Consider the following 25,203-nt stretch of genomic DNA (forward strand, 5'->3'; position numbering starts at 1 on the left):
CGTTATACCAGTTCTTTGACAGGTTTGGGAATTGCTTTTTCCAGTATGGCTTTTACTTCTGATTTACAACTCCCGCAGCCCATCCCGGCACCGGAAGCCTGACATAATTGTTGCAGCTGATGACAACCACCGGCTATCTTTTCCAGGATATTTCCTTCGCCTACATTGCCACAGGAACAAATCAGTTTGCCCAGCACCGGTGTTCCTTTTTTTCCGGAACGAAGTAACTCCAGTCTTTTATCTGATAGTTCAATGCGCTGCTGGATCAGGTCCTTAAATTCTGTGAATTCTGATTTATCACCGATCAATATAGCACCCACTAATCTGTCCTGGTGAATAATACATTTTTTGTAATAGCGCTTCGCTTTGTCAATAAAGACTACCTCCTCAAAGGCAGGATCATTGGGTGTTTCTACCATGCCGAGTGAACACAGATCTGTGCCATGCATTTTTAAAATGTTCATGAAAAGCGATCCCTGGTAATAATGACTGATGTCGCCATTCAGGTAACGGGCTACTACGGCTGCCTGCTGCTCTGCTGCCGCCGTAATGCCATAGAGGGTACCATTAAAGGCGGCTATTTCACCTACGGCATAAATGTCAGGATCGCTGGTTTGCAGGTATTCATTTACCACTACACCACGATTACATACCAGCTGTGCGGCTTGTGCCAGTTCAATATTAGGTACGGTGCCTATAGACATCACTACAGCCTGACAGGCAATATAGCGGCCACTCTTCATGTGAATGCCTTCCAGCTGTTGTTGTCCGGTGAAACGATCAATTTCATCATTATAATAAATTTCAATACCTCTGTCGGTTAATTCTTCATAGAGCAGTTTGCCGCCTAATGTATCCAGTTGCCGGTCCATTAAGCGTGAGGTACGCTGTATAACGCCTACGTCTATATTAATTTCTTTGAGAGAAGCGGCCAGTTCTATGCCCAGTAATCCGCCACCGGCAATCATTACTTTTCCTTTGGTGGGATCTACATGTTGTTTGAATGCATCCGCATCCATCCTGGTACGCATTGTGAAGATGCCCGGTAGCGCCGGCGTATCCTTCAGTGTAGCTGCACGGCTACCGGTAGCCATGAGTAGTATATCATACGTATGTACGTTACCGTTACTATCTGTTACCAGCTTGTGTGTACGGTCTATATGCACTATGCTCACGCCTTTGTGCAGCGTGATGTTATATACATCCTCTTCATCCCTGGTCATTTTAATCAGTTGCTTCCATTGCTGGGTGCCGCTGATGTAATCCGGCAGCATCACACGATTATAGAAGGGGAGGTTTTCTTTGCTGAACACTGCTATTTCATCGGTGGTATTCAGTTCCCGGTATGATTTCACAAACCCGCAGGCACCAGCTCCTGCACCGATGATAATTATTTTTTGTTGTGGCTTCTGATAGCGCTGTACCTGTACTGCGGAGTATTTGAAGTCCGGTTGTTTGGATATAGGATCGAGCAGATTGTTGGTGAGATTATTAGCGCGGTGCAGATCATTGTTTAATATTTTCCCCCAGTGCATAGGCAAAAACACTACACCTTGTTTAATAGTGCTGCTCAGCTGTGCTTTCACACGAACGGTACCACGGCTGTTGCTGATCTCTACAATATCACCTGCCTGTATATTTCGCTGCCGGGCATCTTCCGGATGTATTTCCAGGAAGGCGGAGGATATATGTTGTTTTAGCTTACTTACTTTACCGGTTTTGCTCATGGTATGCCACTGGTCCCGTATACGGCCGGTAGTAAGGATGAGCGGACGTTCCCGTGTGGTGGGCTCTGATTTGTTTTCATCGTCAAAGCTGTGAATAACTGCTTTGGCATTATCGGTATAAAACTGATGATCTGTAAATAAACGGGGAGTGCCATTGCCGGATTGATAAGGCCACTGCACGCTTCTTTTCTCTTTCAATGTTTCATAATTCAGCGTACTGATGTCTATGCGTGTACCGGCTGTTAACCTGCAATGCTCCGCATAGATATCTGCCATATTCGTATAGTCGAAGCCGTGATACCCCATTTTTTGCGCAAACCGATAAATGATTTCTGCATCTGGTAAAGCTTCTCCGGGTGCGTCTGTAATTTTAGTGAGATAACTGATACGACGTTCCGCATTGGTCATGGTACCTTGTTTCTCCGCCCAGGCTGCTCCGGGAAGCACTACGTCTGCATATTGTAGCGTTTCCGGTTTGGAGGAAATTTCCTGTACTACCACAAACTTAGCCTTTTGCAGTGCTGCTTCAGCCAAACGGGCATCCGGTAAGCTCACCAGTGGATTGGTGCACATGATCCAGATAGCTTTTAGTTTGCCTTCATGCAGTGCAGTAAACATTTCAGTAGCGGTGAGTCCTGCTTTATCTGATAAAGTGGTACCTCCCCAAAACGCTGCTACTTCTTTCCGGTGCTCCGGATTGTTGAGTACCCGATGCGCCGGTAAGAGGTTGGACAAACCACCTACTTCGCGGCCACCCATTGCATTGGGTTGTCCTGTTAAGGAAAACGGACCGCTACCGGGTTTGCCGATATGCCCGGTAATCAGATGCAGGTTGATTAAACTAAGATTCTTATTAACCCCTACCACGCTTTGATTGAGGCCCATTGTCCACATGGTCATAAAACCTTTGGCGTTGCCTATATATTCTGCTGCGGTGTATATATCTGCGGCTGTAATGCCGCAAATAGCTGCTGCTTCGCCGATGCTGCGTTGCATCACACTGGTTTTGTAGGCTTCAAATCCACTGGTGTGCGCTGTAATAAATGAACTATCGATATGCCCTGCTGTAATAAGGATGCGGCCTATGGCGTGATGCAATACGATGTCGGTGCCAGGATTCACTTGCAGGTGTACATCTGCAATGGCGCAGCTTTGTGTAGCGCGCGGATCGCTCACTATTATTTTCAACGCCGGATTGGCCGCTTTGGCGGCTTCTACACGACGCCATAAAATAGGATGACACCAGGCAGGATTAGCACCTGCTACAAAAATACAGTCGGCCAGTTCAATGTCGTCGTAAGTGCCCGGCACCGCGTCTTCGCCCAGTGCCAGCTTGTAAGCCGCTACAGCACTGCTCATGCATAAGCGGGAATTGGTATCAATATTATTGCTGCCAATAAAACCTTTGATCAGCTTATTTACAACATAATATTCTTCTGTGAGGCATTGTCCGGATGCATAAAATGCCACCGCATCCGGACCATATTTTTTTATGATGGCGGTAAATACGGCTGCTGTTCTCTCCAATGCCTGATCCCACGTAACCCTTTTCCGTGACAGGTTACGATGGTATCGCATCTCAGGATACAGCAACCGGTCTGATGTATCCATAACGGTGTAATGCAGGTTCATGCCTTTGGAGCAAAGCATGCCTTTATTTACCGGATGTGTTTTATCACCTTCTACATGCAGCTTTCCCTGCCGGTCCTTATGCACTACTATCCCACAGCCTACGCCACAGTAACAACAGGTGGTTTTAAATGATGCTTGCATGCGATGGGTTTAATAAATGATTTATGAGATGGCCACTGGTGTTCTGACAGGCCGGGTGGCAGCGGCTTCCGGCTGTTTGCTAAACCTGGTCAGCATGACTATACAGGAAACGCCGATCACTATAAAGCCAATATACGTGAACGCCTGTACGTAGCTGATACTATCCGACTTAAATAAAAAGCCAAACAACATACCGCCCATGTTGCCGCCTGCACCTACAATGCCACTCACCATTCCTGCATTTTTTTCATTGATAAAAGGTACAATACCATAGGTGGCGCCATTAGCCATTTTCAGGAACAGTGCAAAGCTCAGCATAGAAATAATAGCCATAGTTAATGAGCCTGCCTGCGCAAATAATAGGAGCCCGATACCTTCCGCCAGCAGCACGAGAGCCAATAACCATCCTTTGCCTCTTATGCCGAATTTTGCGCCTGTTTTATCCGAAATAATCCCGCCTAATGCACGGGCAAAAAGATTCATAAAACCAAATATGCCGGCCCAGAACCCAGCGCTGCTTTGAGAAAGTTTAAATGTATCTACAAAATGTAACGATGCTACGTTGTCAAAAGTTATCTCCATGCCAAAGCACATCCCGTAAGCCAGTGTCAGCGCCCAGATGCGCCAGTCGGCTAAAATGGACCAATCTGTTTTATTATCTGTTTTATTATAACGGGTTTCGTCAAAATTACCATTGGGCGTGTCTTTGGTAAACCGATAATAGAGATACGCTACCCCCAGCATCATAAGCCCCGGTAGTATCATGGCATACCGCCAGGCCTCTGCTTTGGTATAACCAAAACCTACAATAGCCGCGAAGATCAGTGGCATCACCATATTGGTAACACCTCCACCTAAATTTCCCCAACCCCCGGTAATAGCGTTGGCAGTGCCTTTGATGGCAGGAGCAAACATCAGCGAAGTATGGAATTGGGTGATAACAAATGAACCGCCTATAACGCTGATGGCTAAACGGAATAATAAAAAGGAAGCATAGTCCCTGGATAGCCCTACCAGGAATACAGGTAAAGAACCCAGCAACAGCAGCCGCACTGCCGTTTTGCGCGGTCCCCAGGTATCGCACAGGCGGCCGATGATAAGCCGCGCTATAATAGTGCCCGAAACAGAGGCAATAATGATATTACCTACCTGTGATTTCGTAAGTCCTAAGTCGGTGCGGATAGTGGGCATCAGTGGTGCTAATCCAAACCATCCGAAGAAACAGACAAAGAACATCAGCCACGTAATATGAAACGTGCGCATTTGTATGGTAGCGAGACTGAATATTTTTATTTTATGGAGCGGAGCAGACATAATAAAGATTTAGTTGAATTATTTAATCAGAAATTCAGGCCGGATGATGATCATGACATACGCCCAGTTACTGTTGGCGCTGGCATTTTTCACATTTTTCACTGTGGGAGAGGCCAGTGAGGCGGTGCTCCAGAAGTGGCTGTAACCGGCTTCAAATCCGATTATTTTAGTAAGGGCATAAGTGGCGGTAACATCGGCTTCGGTACCAAATTTTCTGCTCATACCTGTTATCTCACTATCACTGTAAAATTCATGCACATCACCAGTGAGCGCCCAGCGGGTGCCTGGCTTTAGTTTTGTTTTTATGTAATAGTCCTGCAATCCTTTATTACCAAAACCACTGGCTACATAAAAATAATCCATATTGCCCCAGAACTTATGCGGGGTGCCGTACAACGGATCAAAATCTGCATTGGTATAATCCACACCGGCTCCTGCGCTAAAAGCTTTGCTCACACTGTATTGGAAGGCACCTGATAATAAGCGGCCATTTACCGTTTGTGCGTTGGCGTTAGTGCCAAACTGGTAGTATGCCGATGCGGTATAAGCCATCCTGTTAAACTGTTGTGTGTAAAATAAGCCGGTGGTCATACGGTTGTTGGTAGTAGCTTCCCATGTTTTTACAGGGAGATGATCTACACTATCTGTATGATATTTTGAGAATTGATCCGCGAAGAACAGGAAAGAGAGGTTGCCTTTATTCAGTTTCCGGGAGGCATATACAAACTCCAGGCTCTTGTAAGCATTGCCGCCATTGGTATTGGCAGTATAATTACCCGGTGGCGTAGGGTTGTATATGGTGCCGGCTGCATTTTCTTTGTTCTGATTAAATGCTACGCCTGTATGTATCATCCAGGCAGTACTTTCATATTTAAGCACCGCTGCATCGTGTCTGCGGCCCTGTTGCAGCCAATCGAGGTTGCCGAGCAGGCGGCTGTCGTCATATACTAATTCCTGTCGTCCTACTTTTAAAGAGAGACTTTTATTCTTCCATATTGTATCTGTCAGCAGTATTTCGGCCCAGGCTTCATGCAGCATAAAGCCATTATTATCCGGAGTAGTAGTGCGGTTAATGGTAGAAGCGTCCTGTCCCCATACGCGTGTGTCCTGAACCGTTAGACCCAGCTTTATGCGGTAAGCACTAAAGCCGGCTGTCAGTCGTGTACGTTGAGAGGTAAATAAAGCTGGTGTAGCGCCTTCCGGCTGTGGGGTGCCTTGTCCGTTGCGAAGCTCTGTGCGCGTTCTGAGTTGTGCACCGAGCGATAATTGCGCATAACAATGCTGTTGTAGTAGCGAGCCCGAAAGTATAAACGAAGCCCCACCAAGAAACCATTTTTTCATGTAACTTTGATTGATTTTGAATGTGCCAAACATGTTAGAATCAGAAGCCCGGTTAGCCTGCCAGCTGCCGGGTTTCGTTTTGCAGACTATATCGCTGCAAATAAAGTATCTACCCCTATATATACCAGGTCATCAATAATTTTTACAGGATATACTGTTAGTGAGCATTCTGTTTCATCAGAAATGCAACGGCCATCAGCCAGTGAAAATGTTTTTTTGTGAAAAGGGCAGGCTACTTTGGGCTCATCTTTTACGGTACCTGTCATACCCCGACTCAGGGCCATCTGCCGGCGGTGGGGGCAAAGGTTCTGCGTTGCATACCATTCATCTCTGCGGGAAAAATAAAACAGGGCAATCTGTTCATCTTTATACTTTACGCATACACCGCCGTTGGTAGGTACATCTGATGTTTTACAGGCAAAGAACCAGTTGGTAGTTGTTGTTTGAGTAGTAGACATAGCAGTATATTTTTGTGTAAAGAGATTATTTCCATTCTGCTGCTTTCTTCTGTGTGCGCAGACTTTCAAACTGTATGGTTGGATCTTTATCTTCCGGTGCATTGATGAAGTGGGAGAAGCGTTTGCGTAAGGCAGGATTCTCCACTACTTCTTTCCATTCGCATTTGTAGCTGTCTACCAGTCGTTGCATTTCCGCTTCCAGCTGTGCGGCAATACCCAGACTGTCATTCACCACCACATTGCGGAGATAATCCATGCCACCATCCAGCTTGTTGAGCCAGGTAGCTGTGCGTGTGAGCGGATCAGCTGTTTTGATGTAAAACATCAGGAAGCGATCAATGTATTGGATGCATGTTTCGCTGTCCAGGTCGGCTGCCAGTAAAATGGCATGTTGTGGTTTGGAGCCGCCGTTGCCGCATACGTATAGGTTCCAGCCTTTTTCGGTAGCAATGATGCCAAAGTCTTTGGACTGCGCCTCTGCGCATTCGCGGATACAACCGGATACGGCTGATTTTATTTTATGCGGTGCGCGCAGCCCGCGGTAACGTTCTTCTATTCTGATCGCATAGCTAACGCTGTCATGCAGTCCAAAGCGGCACCAGGTAGAGCCTACGCAGCTTTTAACCGTGCGCAATGCTTTGCCGTATGCATGACCGCTTTCAAACCCGGCGGCTATCAATTCTTCCCAGATATCCGGTAAATCGCTGAGATGTGCGCCGAATAAGTCGATACGCTGACCACCCGTGATTTTCGTATATAGATTGTATTTATCACCGATCTGCCCGATGGCTATCAGCTTTGCTGGTGTTATTTCTCCGCCGGGAATGCGCGGTACTACGGAGTAGGTGCCGCCTTTCTGAATGTTGGCAAGATAGCGGTCGTTAGAATCCTGCGCGGTATCGTTGCCTTTATCTAAAATCATTTCATTCCACAAACTGGCCAGGATAGAGGCTATCACCGGTTTGCATACTTCACAGCCTTCTCCTTCCCCATAATGGTCCAGTACTTCATCAAAGGAGCGGAGTGATTTTATTTTGATGAGATCCAGCATTTCCTGACGCGAGTAGGCGAAGTGTTCACACATCACATTGCGGATGTATTTGCCCTGTGCCTTCATGGTAGCGGTGATCAGGTCTTTCACCATGGGAGTGCAACCGCCGCAGCAGGTGCCGGCTTTGGTACATTTTTTCACCTCATCGAGTGTTTCAAAACCCTTTGTAACAGCATTACAGATAGTGCCTTTGCTCACACTTTCACAGCTACAGATAATGGCTGCGTCGGGGAGGCCGGTTACACCTGCACCTGAGTCAGTATTGCCGCGATTTGCACCCAGGAGTAAGTCTTCCGGATTAGGGGGCAGTACCAGTTTGTTTTTAGTGGTTTGCAGCAGCATATTATATGCGCTGGCGTCACCTATTAATATACCTCCTAACAGGTGTTGGCCGTTAGTGGTGATGTTGATACGTTTGTAAGTGCCTTTGTGTTTGTCTTCAAATACAATGCTGTGGCATGTTTCCGGATCGGAGAACGGATCACCGAAGCTGGCTACATCAACACCGATGAGTTTTAATTTGGTGCTCATATCAAAACCGGTGAAGACTTTTACTTCACCGGCGATATGCGATGCGGCCACTTCTGCCATTTCATAACCCGGTGCCACCAGGCCATAGATCATGTTGTTATAAAGGGCGCATTCACCGATGGAATATATAAAGGGATCGTTGGTTTGTAATTGTTCATTCACCACAATACCGCCTCTGGGGCCTGTTTCCAGACCAGCCTGCCGGGCCAGTTCATCGCGGGGTTTAATACCTGCGGATACTACTACGATATCTGTTTCCAGGATGGTATCATCTGAAAACTGTAAGCCGGTAACGGTTTCGTTTCCCAGTATGGCACTGGTGTTTTTGTTGGTCAGTACTTTCAAACCCAGACTTTCCAGTTTGCTTTGTAATATGAAAGATCCTTTATCGTCTATTTGCCGCGGCATGAGGCGGGAAGAAAATTCTATTACATGCGTATTGCTAATGCCCAGATCCAGTAAGGCTTTAGCTGCTTCCAGTCCAAGTAATCCACCACCTATTACCACGCCGCTTTTGGCTTTGGGTGCATAGGCCTGCATCATTTCCAGGTCTTCAATGGTGCGGTAAATGAATACGCCTTTTTTATCGATGCCTGGTACCGGCGGTACAAAAGCTGCGGAGCCGGTGGCTAATACAAGGTAGTCGTAGGTTTCAGTGATACCTTTATAGGAACGAACTGTCTTATTAGTACGATCAATATGGAGTACCGGGTCGCCCAGGTGTAGCCGGATGCCTTGTTCGGTGTACCATTCAGCTGTTGCCAGTAGCAGGTCATCTGCCGTTTTGCCGGCAAAGTAATCGGTGAGGTGTACGCGATCATAGGCGGGGCGGGGTTCTTCTCCAAATACGACTAACTCAATGGGGGTGTTGACAGATTTGGATATCATCTTCGCGCAAAATTTATAACCCACCATGCCATTCCCTATTACAACAATTTTCATGTGAATACATTTATCGATCAGGAAAGAATAAATTATATTATAAATAAATTAATATAATAGTATTTCGCGTTTTGGAGATGATATTTTAGGTGGGTGTATGATGTTGGTTATAAAATTACGCGTTTTTGTTTTAAATTTAAGCATGGTTGTGAATAAAACTATTAAATAATTTTAATCATAATATGTATGCTTATGCCGATTCCATTTTTATCTTTAGTCGGAGCCGGACCCGGAGATCCGGAAATGATCACACTAAAAGCCATTAATACCATCCGCCGGGCAAACGTCATATTATATGATGCACTGGTGAATGAATCATTGCTCAGTTATGCAGCACCACAAGCCGTAATAAAGTTTGTGGGCAAACGATATGGCTGTCATACTTTATCACAGCAGGAAATTAATCAGCTGATTGTGGAGATGGCACAGGCGCACGGGCATGTAGTACGACTAAAAGGCGGTGATCCTTTTGTATTTGGCAGGGCAGTGGAAGAGATATTAATAGCAAAACAACATGGTATCAAAGTGGAGATCATCCCCGGCATATCCAGTGCTATTGCGGTACCGGCATCACAAATGATCCCACTTACCTGCAGGGGTACAGCAGAAAGTTTTTGGGTAACCACGGGCACTACCAGTGCTGGTAGTATCTCTAAGGATATTGAACTGGCTGCTCAATCTACTGCTACAGTAGTGATATTAATGGCCATGAGTAAACTGGAAGGTATCATGGACATCTTTGCACAACATGGTAAAAGTGATATGCCGGTGGCTATTATACAGGACGGTACTACTCCTCAGCAAAAGATGGTGACAGGCACGGTACACGATATTGTATGGCGTGTACAGGTCGCAGGAATGGGCAATCCGGCTATTATTGTAGTAGGAGAAGTGGTGAACCTGCATACTATATTGATGAACGATACTTTGCAACAACTACAAAATAGTCAAACGTTACATGAAGAAAGACAAACAGGGTTGTGATGGTAAAACCTGTCTCCTTTGCCGGTTGTCACTCAAAGAATGGGCGCCGGCAGTAGAAGCGCACAGGAAAAATTTTACCTTAAACAAAGGGGAATCCCTTTTTAAGGAAGGTGATAAAGTAACCGGCATCTACTTTATTTATGAAGGCCGGATGAAAGTGCATAAACACTGGGGCACAGAAAAAGAACTGATTGTACGTTTTGCGCAAAAAGGAGATATTGTAGGGCATAGGGGTGTAGGAGGTACGGATCACTTGTATCCCGTATCAGCTACGGCTTTGGAGCCGGTGAAGGTTTGTTTTATAGAGATGGATTTTTTTCAGTCCTCCCTCAAAGTGAATCATGATTTATTATATGAACTCATGTTGTTTTATGCACAGGAGCTGCAGGCTTCTGAAAAGCATATGCGCAACCTCGCGCATATGTCTGTGAAAGGACGTGTAGCTAATGCATTGTTGCTCCTGCAACAAAAATTCGGATTTAATAGGGAAGGTTTTATTGATATCGCTCTCAGTAAGCAGGACCTGGCTTCCTATATTGGTGCAACTTATGAAACTACTTTCAGAGTCCTGAATGAATTGATAGAAGAGCGGATGGTGGCTGTTTCAGGAAAAAACATAACTATTTTGCATGAAACAAAACTCTTGCACTTAACACAATCCATTTAGCTGAAGAATTACGAATTGCGAATTACGATTTAGAGCGAAGATCGCTTCGATCCGTAAATCGTAATTCGCAATTCTTCAACAATATTTCTGTAGTTTTTTTTCTTGTAAGATGGTGATAGATTTTCCCTCTGCTTCAATTAATTTTTGTTGAATAAATTCCTGTATGATCCTGTAGATGGTTTCGTAGGTGGTGCCTGCAAAGGACGCAAGATCCTGCCGGCTGATGCTAAATTGTTTGCTATTATGCATGCGGCTGATCTCCAGCAAAGCATCTGCCAGTCTGCCTTTCACATCCATATGCACCAGGTTGCGCATCTTCCGCTCTGCTTCCTGTAATTCATCTGCATAAAATTGCATCAGCTTAAAAGTGAGTGCTGAATTTACTTTCAGCGATGCTTCAAAAAAAGCGATGTCCATGAAACACACGGTGGTATCTTCCAATGCAGTAGCAGATACGGTGTATAAACGCTGGCCGCTGCCCAATCCACGGTGACCAAGAATATCACCTTTTTGTGCAAAACGAATAATGAGATCTTTTTCTGCGCCCCATTGCTTATGCACTTTTACTTTGCCTTCATACAAAAAAAAGATACCGGTAACCGCCACGCCTTCCTGGAAAATGGTTTCGCCCTTCTTGTAAAAGAGATGCTGTTTGTTGTCCGAGACCGCGGTAATCCACTCCGGCATGCAGAACTGGCACAGAAAACATGTCTTTAAATCGCAGGCGCCGGCTTTTTTCATGATTGCAATACTAGTACTTTTTTGTGTTTTTTATAGAAAAAATAGGTTTTAATATGATTTAGATCATATTTTTGTGATAAATTTTAATAAAGATTGTCACTTTATATATTATGAGTCATAAAAAAGAGCAGAAATTTGCCGGTAATATGTCACGAAGAGTATTGTATCTGAGTGTACAGGCTTGCATCAATGCAATGGCAATAGGCTTTGTAGCCAAAGGGCTGGTAATGCTCATCAGCTTATTCACGAACCTGTCGTTTTACGGTAAGTTCTCTTTTGATGAGGGTGGCCCTGCAGCTAATCACCTGGGCTGGTATGTGGTGCTGATACCTGTTGCCGGTAGCCTGGTGGTAGGCGTGATGGCGCGCTTTGGCAGCAAAGCCATCCGCGGACATGGTATCCCTGAAGCCATGGAAAATATCATCTTGAATGAAAGCAAGATACCACCTATCATTACTTTACTTAAACCCTTGTCTGCTGCCATTTCTATTGGTACCGGCGGTCCCTTTGGTGCGGAAGGCCCCATCATTGCTACGGGTGGCGCTATGGGTTCTTTCACCGGACAAGTGATACATATTTCTGCTGCGGAAAGAAAAGTACTGCTTGCTGCCGGTGCCTGTGCAGGTATGTCAGCTATCTTCGGAAGTCCGCTGGCAGCCATTTTGCTGGCGATAGAATTATTGTTGTTTGAATTTTCTCCCCGTTCTGTGATACCGGTAGCCATTGCCTGTATCACGGGTGCCGGTATGCATATTTTATTGTTCAATAGCCATCCTGTATTTACAATGCCGGATATCCCGGCAGTATCAGATATAGCGCTTGTTACCTATGTGTTGATGGGTGCTGTTATTGGTGTGGTAGCGGCTTATGTATCCCGCTCTGTATATTTTGTGGAAGACCTGTTTGAAAAACTACCTATCCACTGGATGTGGTGGCCCGCGCTGGGCGCGGTAGTAGTGGGGGTGATAGGTTACTATGCACCACATACGATGGGCGTTGGGTATGATAACATCAAAAGTTTACTCACCGGCAACCTGCCACTGGCCCTGATCTTTTCACTTTGTGTGCTTAAATATATTTCATGGGTGATCGCCCTGGGTAGTGGTACTTCCGGTGGCACACTGGCACCGTTATTCACTATTGGCGGTGCTTTGGGCGCGTTGCTGGGTGTATATGTACTGAAAATATTTCCGGGCAGCGAAATTAATATTGCTACCGCTGCACTGATAGGCATGGCAGCTATGTTTGCCGGATCATCCCGCGCTTTGCTCACTGCTATTGTGTTTTCACTGGAAACTACCGGGCAGCCACATGGGCTGTTGCCATTAATTGGCGCCTGTACTGCCGCCTACTTCGTTTCTTTTTTCCTGATGAAAGGAAGTATCATGACAGAAAAAATCAGGCGCAGAGGCGTTACGGCACCGGATGAATACACCCCGGATGTAATGCAGCTGATCAGCGTGGCTTCCGTTATTACGCAACCGGCAGTTGTAGTACGTGAAAAAATGACACCGGTGCAGGTGAGCATGTTGATAGATAGCAGCGTTTGTGCTTACTATCATCAATACCTCATTGTAACGGATGAAGAAGGCCGGTTTAAAGGATACCTCAACCAGGCGCAGCTGCCGGGCGATGTAGATACAACATTGGATAAACTGCTGGAGAAATCGGCTCCATACGTATATCCGGGCGATGATATCAATCTTGTAACAGAATTATTTGATAGCTATGAACCAGATGTTTTAGCTGTACTGGATAATAGCACCGACAAAAAAATAGCAGGTATTGTAACCGCCGATGCTGTATTGAGGGCATACGGAGAACGCAGGAAAGCCGATGCAAAATATCATTCTGCCTTTTACGGTAATACCCGGTTACTACGTTTGATGGCGAGGGGTAAGCGATTGCTGGTACGTTAACATTGTTTTCGTGAATTGTCACATAATAGGTTAAGCACAGCCTGCTCTTCGTGAGCAGGTTTTTTTTTATGCGTTATAAAATATATAACTGATTGGATCGTCTTCAGGATAATAAGGAAATCTATTTTAACTTTATTACATGCAACGAAGATCATCTTCCATAAAAGAAAAAATAAAACAGTCAGCAAATTTCAGAGAGGGTGTATTTCAGAATTTGTCATTTACCCCCATGAAACCCGATGATGTGACTTATTATCAAATGTTGAAGGAAACCTTTCAGCGTCCTGCCGATGTAAAGCCACTGGCACCGCTTTCGCCGGTAAAGACGGATCTGAGGGCATTACATTCCGAAAAACCGGTGATCGTCTGGTTCGGACATTCTTCCTACCTCATTCATGTAAAGGGCGTCAACATTCTCGTAGATCCTGTGTTTAGCGGCAGTGCCTCGCCTATGTCCTTTATGATCAAAGCATTTCCGGGAGCAGATGGTTATACGCCCGCTGATATGCCGGAGATAGATATGATGATCATCACACATAATCACTATGATCATCTGGATAAAAAAACACTTGCAAAGCTGAAACCACGCACCAAAAACATTTACACGGCATTAGGGGTGGCACGTGACCTGGAAAGCTGCATGGGAAAAGAGGAACATATCACTGAATTGGATTGGTGGGAAACGCAAAAAATATCTCCGGATATTACACTAACGGCTACGCCTGCACGACATTTTTCGGGCCGCGGCCTGAAAAGAGGGGGTAGTCTCTGGGCTTCTTTTGTATTGCACATTTTCGGGTATAACATTTACATTGGTGGCGACTCCGGATATGATACTCATTTTAAAAAGATCGGTGAAAAATTTGGCCCTTTTGATATTGTTATACTGGAATGTGGACAATACAATGATAACTGGCCCTTCATTCATATGAAACCGGAAGAAACCGTACAGGCAGCTATTGATCTGCAGGCCAAAGCATTGTTGCCGGTGCATTGGGGGAAATTTGCACTGGCTAATCATCCCTGGAATGAACCGCCCAAGCGGGCGGTAAAAAGTGCGGCTGCTCAGGGGCTGACCATCACCACACCCCGGATAGGTGAACCGGTAACCGTGGGAGAGCATTACCCACAGGATCATTGGTGGCTTTAGAGATGGAAGATAACCATCTCCATTATCCCTTCGCCGGGTGCATGGAAAAAGTGATTGCTCCCGGTAATTTTCTTTTCTGTATAGCAGAGTGGTTCCATTCTTTCCAGCCTGGCGCCCAGTGTGGATAATAAAGCGGTAATAGTGGCGCGGTTATTCACGTTGAAACGACCATTAATATATGCTTCCATCACTGTTATAATACCCTGGTGATATTGGAGAAAACCGGCTGGTACTTCTTCCGTTGCGAGAGAAAAATCTACAATAACAATATTTCTTTTGTCAGGTGTTTTGAATAATTCCATCAGGTGAATAAATTCTTCATTGGTGATATAATGGATCACGCCTTCAAAAATAATGATCGACGGGAGATCTTCCTGGTAGCCGCTTTGCGCCAGTAGCGTAGATAACAGCGCAGTATCTGTTACATCGCATTTGATAAACTCAATTAATTCTTCTTGCGGCAATATTTCATCATATATTTTTTTCTTCTCTGCTATGTAGCCATTATCTACTTCAAATATTCTGATGATATTACTTCTGTAATTTTCGAGCAGATATAAAGACAGCGGATCAAGTCCGGCTCCCAGGATCAGCACCTGCTGCGCAGGAAATAAAGGCATCCGCTCCCGGATCATTTCCCTGATACTGAGTTTGCGGTAACACACCGCTTCACTGAAGTGTGGATACGAGCGGCGCAAATCGTAGGAGAGGCTGCTGGTTTCACTAAAATCAATAGCATCAATGTATTGCTGCTGCAGTGGTGAAGTATACAGCGGCAGGGCATGTTCCAGCACAAGGCGGGAAGTGGACGGCACTTTTAATTTATAGGCCATTTTTGAGGGTTTGCCATATGAAGGTAGGCGACAGCGATGAAACAGAATGGCAGTATTTTTTTATCGAAAAAGATACCGTAGAAATGTTGATGAAAGTGTAAATGGCAATAAACAAAATGGAAGCAACGTTGTTTGGTAAAATTGTCATCAATATCACACTATGCAACCACGTACCGCTTCGCTCAGCAAATTGGAAAAGGAGGGAAGGAAAATCTCCCGCTTACCTTTCTCCATCCGGATCTTACTGGAAAATGTATTACGTAACCACGATAATTTTGCCATTACGGATGAACACCTGGATACCCTGGTGAACTGGGACCCCGCGGGCACCGACAAGGAAATTCCTTTTAAGCCGGCCCGTGTGCTCATGCAGGATTTTACCGGTGTAGCTGCGGTGGTGGATATTGCTTCTATCCGTGCAGAGGTAATCCGTAAAGGAAAAGACGGCGCTAAGATCAATCCGGCCATACCAGTGGACCTGGTAGTAGATCACTCAGTGCAGGTTGATTTTTTTGGAACAGATTACTCCTACACAAAAAATGTAGCCTATGAATATGAACGTAATAAGGAACGTTACCAGTTGCTCAAATGGGCGCAGCAGGCATTTGATAATTTCACGGTGGTGCCGCCCGGCATGGGTATTTGTCACCAGGTGAACCTGGAATACCTGGCTCAGGGCGTGATTAGCCGCGATGGCTGGTTGTTTCCGGACACGCTGGTGGGAACAGATTCACATACACCGATGGTCAATGGCATTGGTGTATTAGGCTGGGGCGTAGGTGGTATTGAAGCAGAAGCAGCCATTCTGGGCCAGCCTATTTATTTTTCCTGTCCGCAGGTAATTGGGCTAAAGCTCAGCGGGCGACTTACAGAAGGTGTTACTGCAACGGATATGGTACTGGCCATCACGCAACTGTTACGCAAGTACGGGGTAGTAGACAAATTTGTGGAAGTGTTCGGTGAAGGGCTGGATCATCTCTCGGTGCCAGACAGGGCCACCATTTCAAATATGTCGCCGGAATTTGGTTGTACAGTTACATACTTTCCTATAGACACGCAAACGTTGCAATACATGCATCGTACCAATCGTTCCCCAACGCAGATTGCACTGGTGGAATCTTATTGTAAGGAAAATATGCTCTGGCGGTATGGCAATGAAAATATTACCTATTCAGATATCATAGAGCTGGATCTGAACCAGATACAATCCGCTGTAGCAGGCCCCAAACGGCCGCAGGACCGTATCCTGGTAAAAGATGTGCATACAGAATTTGAGAATTTACTCAATAAGGAATTCAAGCGCATGTATACGCCTGAAGGTAAACGCCGGGATACTGCCTGGCTCTCCGAAGGCGGTTCTGGTACAGCGTTTACTTATGAAATCCAGCAGCATGTGGAAGAAGTAGCGGTGGAAGTGGATTACCTGAAATCTGTTCGCATTAAATTAAAGAATGAAGAATACGTGTTGAGTGATGGTGCTATTACGATTGCGGCTATCACCAGTTGTACCAATACTTCCAATCCCAGTGTGATGATAGGTGCAGGGTTGGTTGCTAAAAAAGCTATCAGTCGTGGTTTGTATGTAAAGCCATGGGTAAAAACCAGTCTGGCGCCCGGTTCCAGGGTAGTCACCGAATATCTCAAACGGGCAGGTTTATTATCTGAGCTGGAAGCGCTTCGTTTTCATACCGTCGGTTACGGCTGTACTTCGTGTATTGGTAACAGTGGTCCTTTGCCGCCGCATATTGCAGAAGCAGTGGATAAAGGTAACCTGGTAGTGGCTTCTGTGCTGTCGGGCAACCGTAATTTTGAAGCCAGGGTGCATCCGCAGGTGAAGATGAACTTCCTGGCATCGCCGCTGTTAGTAGTTGCCTATGCTATTGCAGGCCGTATAGATGTTGATTTGTTTGGTTCCCCACTGGGGTATGATCCCAATGGTGCCGCCGTTTATCTCCGCGATATATGGCCTACACAGGAGGAAATCAATGAAGCGGTGGCCGCTGCCGTAAAGCAGGAAGATTTTGAAAAGATATATGCGGTAATATTTGACGGCGACGAGCAGTGGCAGGGTTTGCTGGCACCATCCGGCAAGGACTATCACTGGAGTAACGATTCTACTTACATCAAAGAAGCACCGTTTTTTAATGGGCTGCCGGAAACACCTGCGGCTTTGGAAGATATAAAAGACGCCCGTGTTTTGCTGAAACTGGGTGATTCGGTGACCACCGATCATATATCGCCTGCAGGCTCCTTCAAGGCAGACACCCCTGCCGGCAAATACCTGCTGGATCGGGGTATCGATCCAAGGCTGTTTAATTCTTATGGTTCCCGCAGGGGCAATCATGAAGTAATGATCAGAGGCACTTTTGCGAATGTGCGTATCAAAAATGAATTATCGCCAAAAGAAGGCGGATTTACCACGATGATTCCTTTAGGAGTGGTAATGTCCATTTATGAGGCAGCGATGCAATACGCGGCCACTAAAGTGCCTTTAATCATATTGGCCGGCAAGGAGTATGGGAGTGGTTCTTCGCGCGACTGGGCAGCCAAGGGTACTAACCTGTTAGGCGTGAAAGCAGTAATTGCAGAGAGTTATGAACGTATTCACCGTAGTAACCTGGTAGGGATGGGCGTATTGCCATTGCAATACATGGAAGGCGAAACCGCCGGATCATTAGGCCTTTCCGGTACAGAGTCCTTCACCATCGCGGGTGTTTCAACGGATCTTACACCCGGTAAAATACTAACGGTGACGGCTAAACCGTCATCCGGTGACGATATTGTTTTTCAGGTAAAATGCAGGTTGAACTCTGCTATAGAAATTGAATACTATCGCCATGGCGGCATATTGCAGTATGTGTTGAGGGCGTTTCTGAAACAGGTTTAGTGCGAATCGAATATTAAGGCCTTCGGCCTTTGTCTTTTCTTTAGCAGGATTAGGCTGATTTAGATGATTACCCTGATTTTATTTCTTTTAAAAGATACCTATATCGTTTTATAATATGCTTTTAGAAAATCAGTACACATATTGATTAGCAAGAAATAAAATCAGAAAAATCATCTAAATCAGCCTAATCCTGCTAAAGAAAAGACAAAGGCCGAAGGCCTTCTTCTCGCTTTAATCTTTGCGCATAAAGTCTGTTATCTTTTTCCGGTTGCCTACGAGCCAAACCACATCTTCCCATTCAAATACTGTTTCTGATGCCGGATTGAGTATTTTTTCACCGCCCCGTGCAATCCCCACTACCAGTGCCTTTGTTTTTTCACGGATGCCGGAATTGCGGATGGTCTGGCCTCTGAGGCCATTGTGTTCGTCTACTACAATGCTGGTTAAGCCAATGTTTTCATCTGCCACATCATCATTTCTTTCTACGTTCAGGGTGTTTACTACGCGGTTAAACTCTTCCAGCTGGGCTTCTGTGCCAATGGCAGTAATGATATCATACGGAAATAATTTTTCATCGCGGGTAGGAGCATAGATGGTAATATTGCCTCTTTTGATTGCACCTACATTGATACCATATTGTTCACGCAGCTGCAGATCTGCCAGTGGCTTGTCGACGAGAGCAGACCAGGGATCTATCTCCACTTCCGATACCTGTGCATCCCATGGAAGCAAATCGGCGCCGGCCGCTTTTTTAGCAGCAGCAACTGCATCTTCCCGGGCATTGAGATTGGCCAGGAAGCGATGTTCTATACGGTGATAGTATTTTTGTAACTGTGAACGTAATACCAGCAATACGCAAAGCATAGCAATAGCAGTTCCCAGGAGCGCCTGCCAGAAAGGAAAGAACTGGTTAACCAGGAAACCTACCAGTATTACAGCTATTATGTTACGCACCACTTCCACCACCACGAGCGGACCATGATTGTATTTGGAATCCAGCCACAGCGCCTTATAAGCAATGCTTGATATTTTTTGTATCATCAGTGCCCAGATGAAAGGCGACATCATAGCAATGCCTATCACTACGCACAGCAGTTTAGCCCATAACTGGTTGTTGAGATATTTTACAACAAAAGGACCAATGTAATATTTGTTTAGCATGATAATAGCCAGCATGATCACACTGTTTAAAACGATCACTTTCACGTAGCTACGCAATACAATACGCCAGTCGCTTTCCCCTTGTAGCGTTTGAGAGCTTGCACTGTAGCGGTTTAGCGCGTTCAGCCAACGGCCAGGAATGATTTTTTCCAACCAGTTGTATAATGGTACAGAAAACTTAATCATGTAAGGTGTTGTAAAGGTAGTAATAGCGGAAACGCCCACTGCTACAGGGAAAAGGAAATCGCTGGTAACCCCCAGGGTAACCCCCAGTGTGGCAATGATAAACGCAAACTCACCTACCTGTGCCATGCTCATACCCACTTGTACGGCTTGTTTCAGCGGTTGGCCGGAAAGTAATGCACCCAGCGTGGTACTTAAAAATTTACCTGATAATGTTAACAGCGTAATCCATAATACCGGCCAGCGGTATTCCATAATCATCTCCGGGTTAATGAGCATCCCTACCGATACAAAGAAGATAGCTCCGAAAAGGTCTTTCACCGGTTGTATCAGGTGTTCTACTTTTTCAGAAGAGGTAGTTTCTGCAATGATAGAGCCCATAATGAAAGCGCCCAGCTCTGCAGAGAATCCCACTTTTGTGGCCAGTATCACCATGCCTAAACACAGTGCTATACTTAGTATCAGCAACGTTTCGCTATTCAGGTATTTCTCCATTTTTTTCAGGAAAGTAGGTAATAGGAAGATACCCGCCAGGAACCATACCGCCAGGAAAAACAGGAGTTTTAGAATGGTGAATAACATTTCAGTGCCTTCAAATTTTCTGCTCACTGCCATGGTGGATAATAACACCATCATCAGGATAACTACTATATCTTCTATCACCAAAACACCAAATACTATTTTGGTAAATGATTTCTTTTTAATACCTAATTCTTCAAATGCACGAATAATGATGGTGGTAGAGGAACTGGCGAGTAATCCGCCAAGGAAGAGGCTATCCATAAAACTCCAACCCATCAGTTGCCCGGTAAAATACCCCGCTACCGTGATGCAGGCTATCTCTACAAAAGCGGTGATGGTAGCAGTACCTCCTACCCGCATCAGTTTTTTAAAACTGAATTCAAGTCCTAATGAAAACAACAGAAATATCACGCCGATCTCGGACCATGTTTTTATTCCTTCGCTATCAGCGATGGTGGGAAATACATGAAAGTTCGGGCCTACAAAAAAGCCTGCAATGATATAACCAAGTACCATGGGCTGTTTTAGCCGTCTGAATAATAATGTAATAATGCCCGCCGCTCCTAGAATTAATGCCAGGTCAATGATCAATTGTGGTAGATGCATACAGTGAAAATCGATTTAAGGTTTCGCGTATTGTACTTTTATGGCGATAGGAAATCATCGCGCATATGTGTCAGATGCCAGTTTCCGGATCTTCGAATATCGCTAATATATTATTTTTCCGGCAGGGAATCAGGATAAAATTTGAAGGCAAACAGTATAATTACAGGGATAGAGGGTTGCAAGGGAAGCCTTATGCGTGATCGCTATTCTTGTTGATGGCCGCACGCGGTACCGGATTAGATACAACTTTAATAAGTTCAATATTCAGTGCTGTTTCAATAGCGGTAATTGTTTGTAAGGTCATATTCTCCTGGCCTTGCAAAATTTTGTTTACCTGTTGTGGCGAAATACCAAGTCTTTCCGCCAGCTCTTTTTGTGTGATTTTATGAGCGTCTAAGAATATGATGATCTTAGTTGCCAAAGCGCCTGATTTTGCAAGCCATGCCTTGTTTTCTGTGCGAAAAGTAACACGCTCCTCAAAACTAGAAGTTTTATCGCTTACCAGTGCGAGAAATTTTTTTTTCTGTTCATCATTCATATTATAATGAATTTAAGTCATCAGGAATGTAAATGTCTTTTGCGTGTAGGAATGCTCTTATATGATCCATTTTTTTTAATTCTGCCTGTAAATGAGCAGCACGCATATCATTTGTAAGTTTAATGGCTCCTCCTGTTATTACAAAACAATTACCATCCAATCTGAGAGCATATAATCTTAACCAACTTCTTTTTATCTTCCCTTTACTCTTTTGAAGAGAGGTTAGCCTGTATTCATGGTTGTATAACGGCTGAAATATATATTGCAATTCATATCTGCCACCCTGGGAGTGTATCCGGAGAATTTCTTCAAAGGTATCTACGTCCACAGCAGTTATTGACATTGCTTCTTCAATGGTAATGTTTCCCCAAAATCCGTTTTGCAGGTCACTTATATTTTCTTTGAAAAATGAGAATAGTTCCAATCGATTTCGCCATTTTTCCAATAGCTTATCATACTCGCATTGGGACTCGCCTTTGAATTGTATTGAATACAATCCATCAAGGCTCCCTTCATTCTTCGAAGCTAAGATACGAATTAATTCCATAAAATCAACTTATAGGTTTATTTAATTGATTAAATAAAACACATGAACAAGTTGACTTATGGGAAAGAAAAGTGAAAAAATATAAGAAGATATCTTATAAGAATACGGTGTGTATCCGGTAGATAAAAATAGAAAAATTACAGCACATCTCCAATTGAAAAAATAGTCACTTGCCTATTTCCCTTTATCCGATTGCTTCTGCGCTACATATACTGCTGGTGGCATCCCAAACTGTTGCTGAAAATTCCTTCCAAAATTAGTTTGTGATGCAAAGCCACAGAGATCAGCTACTTCATTGATCTTATAGCCCGTGCCGCTTTTTAGTCCTTTTACGGATCTCATTTACCTGTTCGGTGAGTGTTTCACGTAAGATGTCGATCAGTCGTTTTACGGCAGGAGAAGGCGATTTTTGGTAGGTTAGCATAAAGATGTGTACTTCCGATAAAGGAGGTAATCCTGCTGTGGCAGATAATGGTATACAGCCTGCGGGCAATCCCATTTCTGTGCGGATAGTAATTCCAAGGCCTGCCTGCGCAGCTGCCCACATACCTGCTACACTGGCACTGGTGAGGGCAGGGCGCCAGCTTCGTTTTACTTTGTCCAGGGCTTCCAGTCCGGCAGCCCTGAATAAACAGGGCGATTCAAACAGCAGCAGTGGTAATGGTTCCTGCAGGGCTATTGTTTTATTATTGCCGCCAATCCAGCGAAGGGGAAGCCGGCCAATTGCGATGGCATCTTCCGGTGTATGTGTTCCGAATGTGGTGATCACATCCAGTTTGCCTGCCTGTAGCTTTTGCAGCATTACTGCTTGCCGGTCAATGGTTACTTCTATTTCTACCTGTGGATGCACGCTGGCAAAGCGCGCCAGGACTAATGGAAGCCCACTTTCTGAGAAGTCGGCCAGCAGCCCTAGCTTTACTCGTCCTGCTATATGCGTGGCCGTTAGTGCCTCCACTGCCTTGTTATTTATTTCCAGCAGCTGCCTTGCATAGCCCAACAATAGTTCTCCACTGGCTGTTAATCGCCAGCCACGCCCTTGTTTAAGGAACAGCTTATGCCCGGTTATTTCTTCCAGTCGCTGCATTTGCAGGCTCACGGCAGATTGGGAACGGGATACCTGTTCTGCTGCCCTGGCAAAGCTGTCCATATCCACTGCCAGTACAAAGGTGCGGAGTAAATCAAGGTCCAGCAGGTCTGTTATCATAGTTTAGTTTTATTAAAGTATGACGTTAAATGTTTCAATATTGTAAAAGTATGAAATTACGGTAAGTTTGTGTTGAAATAATCATCACACATGAAAAAACTATTATTAATGATGCCGTTATTATACGCAGGGAGTTTGCTGGCACAATCAGCACCAACGACTGTTATCAACCGCAAACAATTGTTCCAGCAGATATTAGCTAAAACAAGTATCGAAGAGGTACGCATGGATCAGATTACTTTTGCACCTGGTCAGGGCGCACCGGTGCATCATCATCCATGTGAAGTATATGGTTATGTGGTATCAGGTGAAATCCTTTACCAACCGGCAGGAGAGGAGGCCGTATTGCTGCATACCGGCGACGCTTTCCGCGAAGCAGCCGGACAAGAGATCACTGCATTTAAAAATGCACATGACGATAAACCCGCTACTTTTGTAGCTATTTATTTGCTGAAAAAAAATCAATCAAACATCATCGTAAATCAATAGCCATGCCTTTCGTACAGATCTATCTTGCTGATCATCTCTCTAAAAAAAATAAAAAAGATATTTCAACAGCTGTTCATCATAGCCTTGTCAATATCTTTAACGTTCCCGTAGATGACTATTTTCAGGTGATTCATGCCATGCCCGCAGAAGATATTGTTTCCCCTGATAGCTATTTTAATGTGCCGCATACCAATAACCTGCTGTACATCCGTATCACAGCCAAAACCGGTCGAACGGTAGAAATGAAAAAACAATTGTACCAATCTATTGCAGCAAAAATAGCAGCCACCACACCGGTGAGTGAAGACGATGTGATCATTGTGCTGGTAGAAAATGAGCTGGCTGACTGGTCATTTGGAAGAGGAATTGCTCAAATGGCGTAAGTATTTAAAACACCGTATGCCCGTTGGCGTTAGGGATTCCCCTGTTACCTGGCGGAAGATATGTTGAGTATAGGAAATCAGCGTGCGTAATGCAGCTCCAGTACGCCACTACTGTATGTTTTAGTGGCTGTTGGTTTAAAAATTTTTTCCATAGCAATACCGCCAAATAATGGAATACCATCGCCCAATACTACCGGGATGATATGGATAATCATTTCGTCTATCAGGTCTTCCTGTAGTAGTGCACCATTTAATTGTCCGCCGACCACCAGCCAGATGTCTTTGCCACTTCCCGCTTTTATTTCACGTACAAACGCAGTAATGCCTTTGCTGATAAATTGCACAAACTCAGTGTTCTGTTGCGTTGCATCACGGGTAAAAACATAATTTGTTTTGTCAGGATAAGGAAATGTTTCACTGAGGATTAATATATCCTTATACGTGCTATTCCCGATGAAGGTAGTATCAATAGTAGCGAGAAAGTCTGTATAACCGTAGTCTGTACCTTCCGGATTAGGGAATCCGGTGAGCCAGTCGATGTTTCCTTCCTTTGTAGCAATGTATCCATCCAGGCCTATAGCGATATAAACTTTCAGTTTTTTCATGTGAATTTTTTGCAAAGATGAAGCATTAAAAGATAAGAAAGTTATACAAAATTTACTTTTATTTTGATACGCTTAGAATCATGCTGATAGCGGTTTTTTAAAGATAATAGTGCAATAAAAAATATCTGTGAATATGTTTTTCGATGTTTATTTATGCATTAATTTTAGCGCATCAAAACTTATAAAGTATATGGAAACAGAAGCTTTGCAGCAAATTATGGAAAGGTTTGACTCTGTAGACAAACGATTTGATGTCATTGATAAGCGATTCGAAGCGGTGGTTGAACTATTCGCCGTTGTTGACAAACGATTCAATGCCATGGACAAACGATTCAATGCCATGGATGAACGATTCGATGCAATGGATGAGCGAATTGATCACATGGAAGTCAGATTCGATAACAGATTTGATCTGATAGATGAGAGGTTAGAATCAATCGAAGAGGAGATCCACGAAATTGCTGAATGGGTACCTTTCAGAAATCCGCCGCTGGAGGATAAGTCCAACTAACCAGCAACTCAATCAACCAATGTACAATAGCTCCATTAGTGTATTATAGCCTTGCTGTTTTCAGCAAGGCTTTTTTATTTGTGATTTATCACTTACATAAATATCGTATTCAGAAATTCCATATGCACGTTTTCCC

21 protein-coding genes are annotated in these 25,203 nt (G+C 44.6%); 8 read left to right on the plus strand and 13 right to left on the minus strand.

The features are described from left to right. Positions 1 to 2: 2 nt before the first annotated feature. The 5 genes from CLV51_RS12125 to nirB form a co-directional block, all read right to left on the minus strand. A complete protein-coding gene (locus CLV51_RS12125; RefSeq protein ID WP_106528291.1) occupies positions 3 to 3,500 on the minus strand; it encodes a nitrate reductase in 3,498 nt (1,165 codons plus the stop codon). Positions 3,501 to 3,521: 21 nt separating this feature from the next. After that, entirely contained in the window at positions 3,522 to 4,814 is a 1,293-nt protein-coding gene (locus CLV51_RS12130) for a NarK family nitrate/nitrite MFS transporter (protein ID WP_106528292.1), read from the minus strand. A gap of 18 nt (positions 4,815 to 4,832) precedes the next feature. After that, positions 4,833 to 6,155: an alginate export family protein gene (locus tag CLV51_RS12135; RefSeq protein WP_106528811.1), complete on the minus strand. Its 1,323-nt coding sequence runs from the start codon at positions 6,153 to 6,155 to the stop codon at positions 4,833 to 4,835. Between the two features lie 86 nt (positions 6,156 to 6,241). Continuing rightward, entirely contained in the window at positions 6,242 to 6,613 is a 372-nt protein-coding gene (gene nirD, locus CLV51_RS12140) for a nitrite reductase small subunit NirD (protein WP_106528293.1), read from the minus strand. A gap of 25 nt (positions 6,614 to 6,638) precedes the next feature. Beyond that, positions 6,639 to 9,137, minus strand: a complete 2,499-nt coding sequence (gene nirB / locus CLV51_RS12145) for a nitrite reductase large subunit NirB (RefSeq protein ID WP_106528294.1) — start codon at positions 9,135 to 9,137, stop codon at positions 6,639 to 6,641. A 192-nt stretch (positions 9,138 to 9,329) separates the two neighbouring features. Here nirB and cobA point away from each other — a divergent pair, with 192 nt between their 5' ends. Beyond that, complete coding sequence (gene cobA, locus CLV51_RS12150; protein ID WP_245898689.1) at positions 9,330 to 10,121, plus strand: uroporphyrinogen-III C-methyltransferase; 792 nt, start codon at positions 9,330 to 9,332, stop codon at positions 10,119 to 10,121. After that, entirely contained in the window at positions 10,096 to 10,788 is a 693-nt protein-coding gene (locus tag CLV51_RS12155; protein WP_106528296.1) for a Crp/Fnr family transcriptional regulator, read from the plus strand. The genes cobA and CLV51_RS12155 overlap by 26 nt, the downstream gene beginning before the upstream one ends. A 75-nt stretch (positions 10,789 to 10,863) precedes the next feature. On the opposite strand, the gene CLV51_RS12160 is transcribed toward CLV51_RS12155, so the two are convergent. Then, positions 10,864 to 11,529 carry a Crp/Fnr family transcriptional regulator gene (locus tag CLV51_RS12160; protein ID WP_106528297.1) on the minus strand — a complete coding sequence of 222 codons (666 nt, stop codon included), beginning with the start codon at positions 11,527 to 11,529 and terminating at the stop codon, positions 10,864 to 10,866. Between the two features lie 110 nt (positions 11,530 to 11,639). On the opposite strand from CLV51_RS12160, the gene CLV51_RS12165 reads away from it, so the two are divergent. Together CLV51_RS12165 and CLV51_RS12170 are read left to right on the plus strand one after the other, a co-directional pair. After that, a complete protein-coding gene (locus CLV51_RS12165) occupies positions 11,640 to 13,448 on the plus strand; it encodes a chloride channel protein (protein WP_245898690.1) in 1,809 nt (602 codons plus the stop codon). Between the two features lie 139 nt (positions 13,449 to 13,587). Next, complete coding sequence (locus tag CLV51_RS12170) at positions 13,588 to 14,598, plus strand: MBL fold metallo-hydrolase (RefSeq protein WP_245898691.1); 1,011 nt, start codon at positions 13,588 to 13,590, stop codon at positions 14,596 to 14,598. Here CLV51_RS12170 and CLV51_RS12175 read toward each other — a convergent pair. Further along, on the minus strand, positions 14,595 to 15,431 hold the full coding sequence (locus tag CLV51_RS12175; protein ID WP_106528298.1) for a class I SAM-dependent methyltransferase: 837 nt from the start codon (positions 15,429 to 15,431) through the stop codon (positions 14,595 to 14,597). The two genes, CLV51_RS12170 and CLV51_RS12175, sit on opposite strands and share 4 nt — an antisense overlap. Positions 15,432 to 15,591: 160 nt before the next feature. On the opposite strand from CLV51_RS12175, the gene acnA reads away from it, so the two are divergent. Then, a complete protein-coding gene (acnA, locus tag CLV51_RS12180; RefSeq protein WP_106528299.1) occupies positions 15,592 to 18,318 on the plus strand; it encodes an aconitate hydratase AcnA in 2,727 nt (908 codons plus the stop codon). Positions 18,319 to 18,549: 231 nt separating this feature from the next. Here the strand turns inward: acnA and CLV51_RS12185 are convergent, their stop codons facing one another. From CLV51_RS12185 to CLV51_RS12205, 5 genes are all read right to left on the minus strand, one after another. Continuing rightward, positions 18,550 to 20,790 (minus strand): cation:proton antiporter, encoded by a 2,241-nt coding sequence (locus tag CLV51_RS12185; protein ID WP_106528300.1) that lies wholly within the window; start codon positions 20,788 to 20,790, stop codon positions 18,550 to 18,552. Positions 20,791 to 20,980: 190 nt separating this feature from the next. Continuing rightward, positions 20,981 to 21,328 carry a helix-turn-helix domain-containing protein gene (locus tag CLV51_RS12190; protein ID WP_106528301.1) on the minus strand — a complete coding sequence of 116 codons (348 nt, stop codon included), beginning with the start codon at positions 21,326 to 21,328 and terminating at the stop codon, positions 20,981 to 20,983. Between the two features lies 1 nt (position 21,329). Beyond that, on the minus strand, positions 21,330 to 21,875 hold the full coding sequence (locus CLV51_RS12195; protein ID WP_106528302.1) for a hypothetical protein: 546 nt from the start codon (positions 21,873 to 21,875) through the stop codon (positions 21,330 to 21,332). Positions 21,876 to 22,049: 174 nt separating this feature from the next. After that, positions 22,050 to 22,217: a helix-turn-helix domain-containing protein gene (locus tag CLV51_RS29905; protein ID WP_106528303.1), complete on the minus strand. Its 168-nt coding sequence runs from the start codon at positions 22,215 to 22,217 to the stop codon at positions 22,050 to 22,052. Beyond that, the gene (locus CLV51_RS12205) at positions 22,177 to 23,079 is read right to left on the minus strand and encodes a LysR substrate-binding domain-containing protein (protein ID WP_106528304.1); all 903 of its coding nucleotides are present in this window, start codon (positions 23,077 to 23,079) and stop codon (positions 22,177 to 22,179) included. The genes CLV51_RS29905 and CLV51_RS12205 overlap by 41 nt, the downstream gene beginning before the upstream one ends. 90 nt (positions 23,080 to 23,169) lie before the next feature. Between CLV51_RS12205 and CLV51_RS12210 the strand changes: the two genes are divergently transcribed. Beyond that, entirely contained in the window at positions 23,170 to 23,568 is a 399-nt protein-coding gene (locus CLV51_RS12210) for a cupin domain-containing protein (protein WP_106528305.1), read from the plus strand. A gap of 2 nt (positions 23,569 to 23,570) precedes the next feature. Next, positions 23,571 to 23,951: a tautomerase family protein gene (locus CLV51_RS12215; protein WP_106528306.1), complete on the plus strand. Its 381-nt coding sequence runs from the start codon at positions 23,571 to 23,573 to the stop codon at positions 23,949 to 23,951. 77 nt (positions 23,952 to 24,028) lie between these two features. Here CLV51_RS12215 and CLV51_RS12220 read toward each other — a convergent pair whose 3' ends face one another. Next, entirely contained in the window at positions 24,029 to 24,556 is a 528-nt protein-coding gene (locus tag CLV51_RS12220; RefSeq protein ID WP_106528307.1) for a dihydrofolate reductase family protein, read from the minus strand. Between the two features lie 190 nt (positions 24,557 to 24,746). On the opposite strand from CLV51_RS12220, the gene CLV51_RS12225 reads away from it, so the two are divergent. Then, positions 24,747 to 25,067, plus strand: coding sequence for a hypothetical protein (locus CLV51_RS12225; RefSeq protein WP_146151272.1), 321 nt, complete (start codon positions 24,747 to 24,749; stop codon positions 25,065 to 25,067). Positions 25,068 to 25,203 lie beyond the last annotated feature (136 nt).

This window comes from Chitinophaga niastensis (assembly GCF_003014755.1).
GTDB classification, from domain to species: Bacteria; Bacteroidota; Bacteroidia; order Chitinophagales; family Chitinophagaceae; genus Chitinophaga; species Chitinophaga niastensis.

Coding starts and splice junctions, on each gene's coding strand:
- CLV51_RS12195 (WP_106528302.1), bottom strand. CDS start 21,875: ATGGAATTAATTCGTATCTTAGCTTCGAAGAATGAAGGGAGCCTTGAT.
- CLV51_RS12215 (WP_106528306.1), top strand. CDS start 23,571: ATGCCTTTCGTACAGATCTATCTTGCTGATCATCTCTCTAAAAAAAAT.
- CLV51_RS12170 (WP_245898691.1), top strand. CDS start 13,588: ATGCAACGAAGATCATCTTCCATAAAAGAAAAAATAAAACAGTCAGCA.
- CLV51_RS12185 (WP_106528300.1), bottom strand. CDS start 20,790: ATGCATCTACCACAATTGATCATTGACCTGGCATTAATTCTAGGAGCG.
- CLV51_RS12225 (WP_146151272.1), top strand. CDS start 24,747: ATGGAAACAGAAGCTTTGCAGCAAATTATGGAAAGGTTTGACTCTGTA.
- CLV51_RS12210 (WP_106528305.1), top strand. CDS start 23,170: ATGAAAAAACTATTATTAATGATGCCGTTATTATACGCAGGGAGTTTG.
- nirB (WP_106528294.1), bottom strand. CDS start 9,137: ATGAAAATTGTTGTAATAGGGAATGGCATGGTGGGTTATAAATTTTGC.
- CLV51_RS12160 (WP_106528297.1), bottom strand. CDS start 11,529: ATGAAAAAAGCCGGCGCCTGCGATTTAAAGACATGTTTTCTGTGCCAG.
- acnA (WP_106528299.1), top strand. CDS start 15,592: ATGCAACCACGTACCGCTTCGCTCAGCAAATTGGAAAAGGAGGGAAGG.
- CLV51_RS12125 (WP_106528291.1), bottom strand. CDS start 3,500: ATGCAAGCATCATTTAAAACCACCTGTTGTTACTGTGGCGTAGGCTGT.
- CLV51_RS12175 (WP_106528298.1), bottom strand. CDS start 15,431: ATGGCCTATAAATTAAAAGTGCCGTCCACTTCCCGCCTTGTGCTGGAA.
- CLV51_RS12165 (WP_245898690.1), top strand. CDS start 11,640: ATGAGTCATAAAAAAGAGCAGAAATTTGCCGGTAATATGTCACGAAGA.
- CLV51_RS12130 (WP_106528292.1), bottom strand. CDS start 4,814: ATGTCTGCTCCGCTCCATAAAATAAAAATATTCAGTCTCGCTACCATA.
- cobA (WP_245898689.1), top strand. CDS start 9,330: ATGCCGATTCCATTTTTATCTTTAGTCGGAGCCGGACCCGGAGATCCG.
- CLV51_RS12220 (WP_106528307.1), bottom strand. CDS start 24,556: ATGAAAAAACTGAAAGTTTATATCGCTATAGGCCTGGATGGATACATT.
- CLV51_RS12190 (WP_106528301.1), bottom strand. CDS start 21,328: ATGAATGATGAACAGAAAAAAAAATTTCTCGCACTGGTAAGCGATAAA.
- CLV51_RS12135 (WP_106528811.1), bottom strand. CDS start 6,155: ATGAAAAAATGGTTTCTTGGTGGGGCTTCGTTTATACTTTCGGGCTCG.
- CLV51_RS12155 (WP_106528296.1), top strand. CDS start 10,096: ATGAAGAAAGACAAACAGGGTTGTGATGGTAAAACCTGTCTCCTTTGC.
- CLV51_RS29905 (WP_106528303.1), bottom strand. CDS start 22,217: ATGAGATCCGTAAAAGGACTAAAAAGCGGCACGGGCTATAAGATCAAT.
- CLV51_RS12205 (WP_106528304.1), bottom strand. CDS start 23,079: ATGATAACAGACCTGCTGGACCTTGATTTACTCCGCACCTTTGTACTG.
- nirD (WP_106528293.1), bottom strand. CDS start 6,613: ATGTCTACTACTCAAACAACAACTACCAACTGGTTCTTTGCCTGTAAA.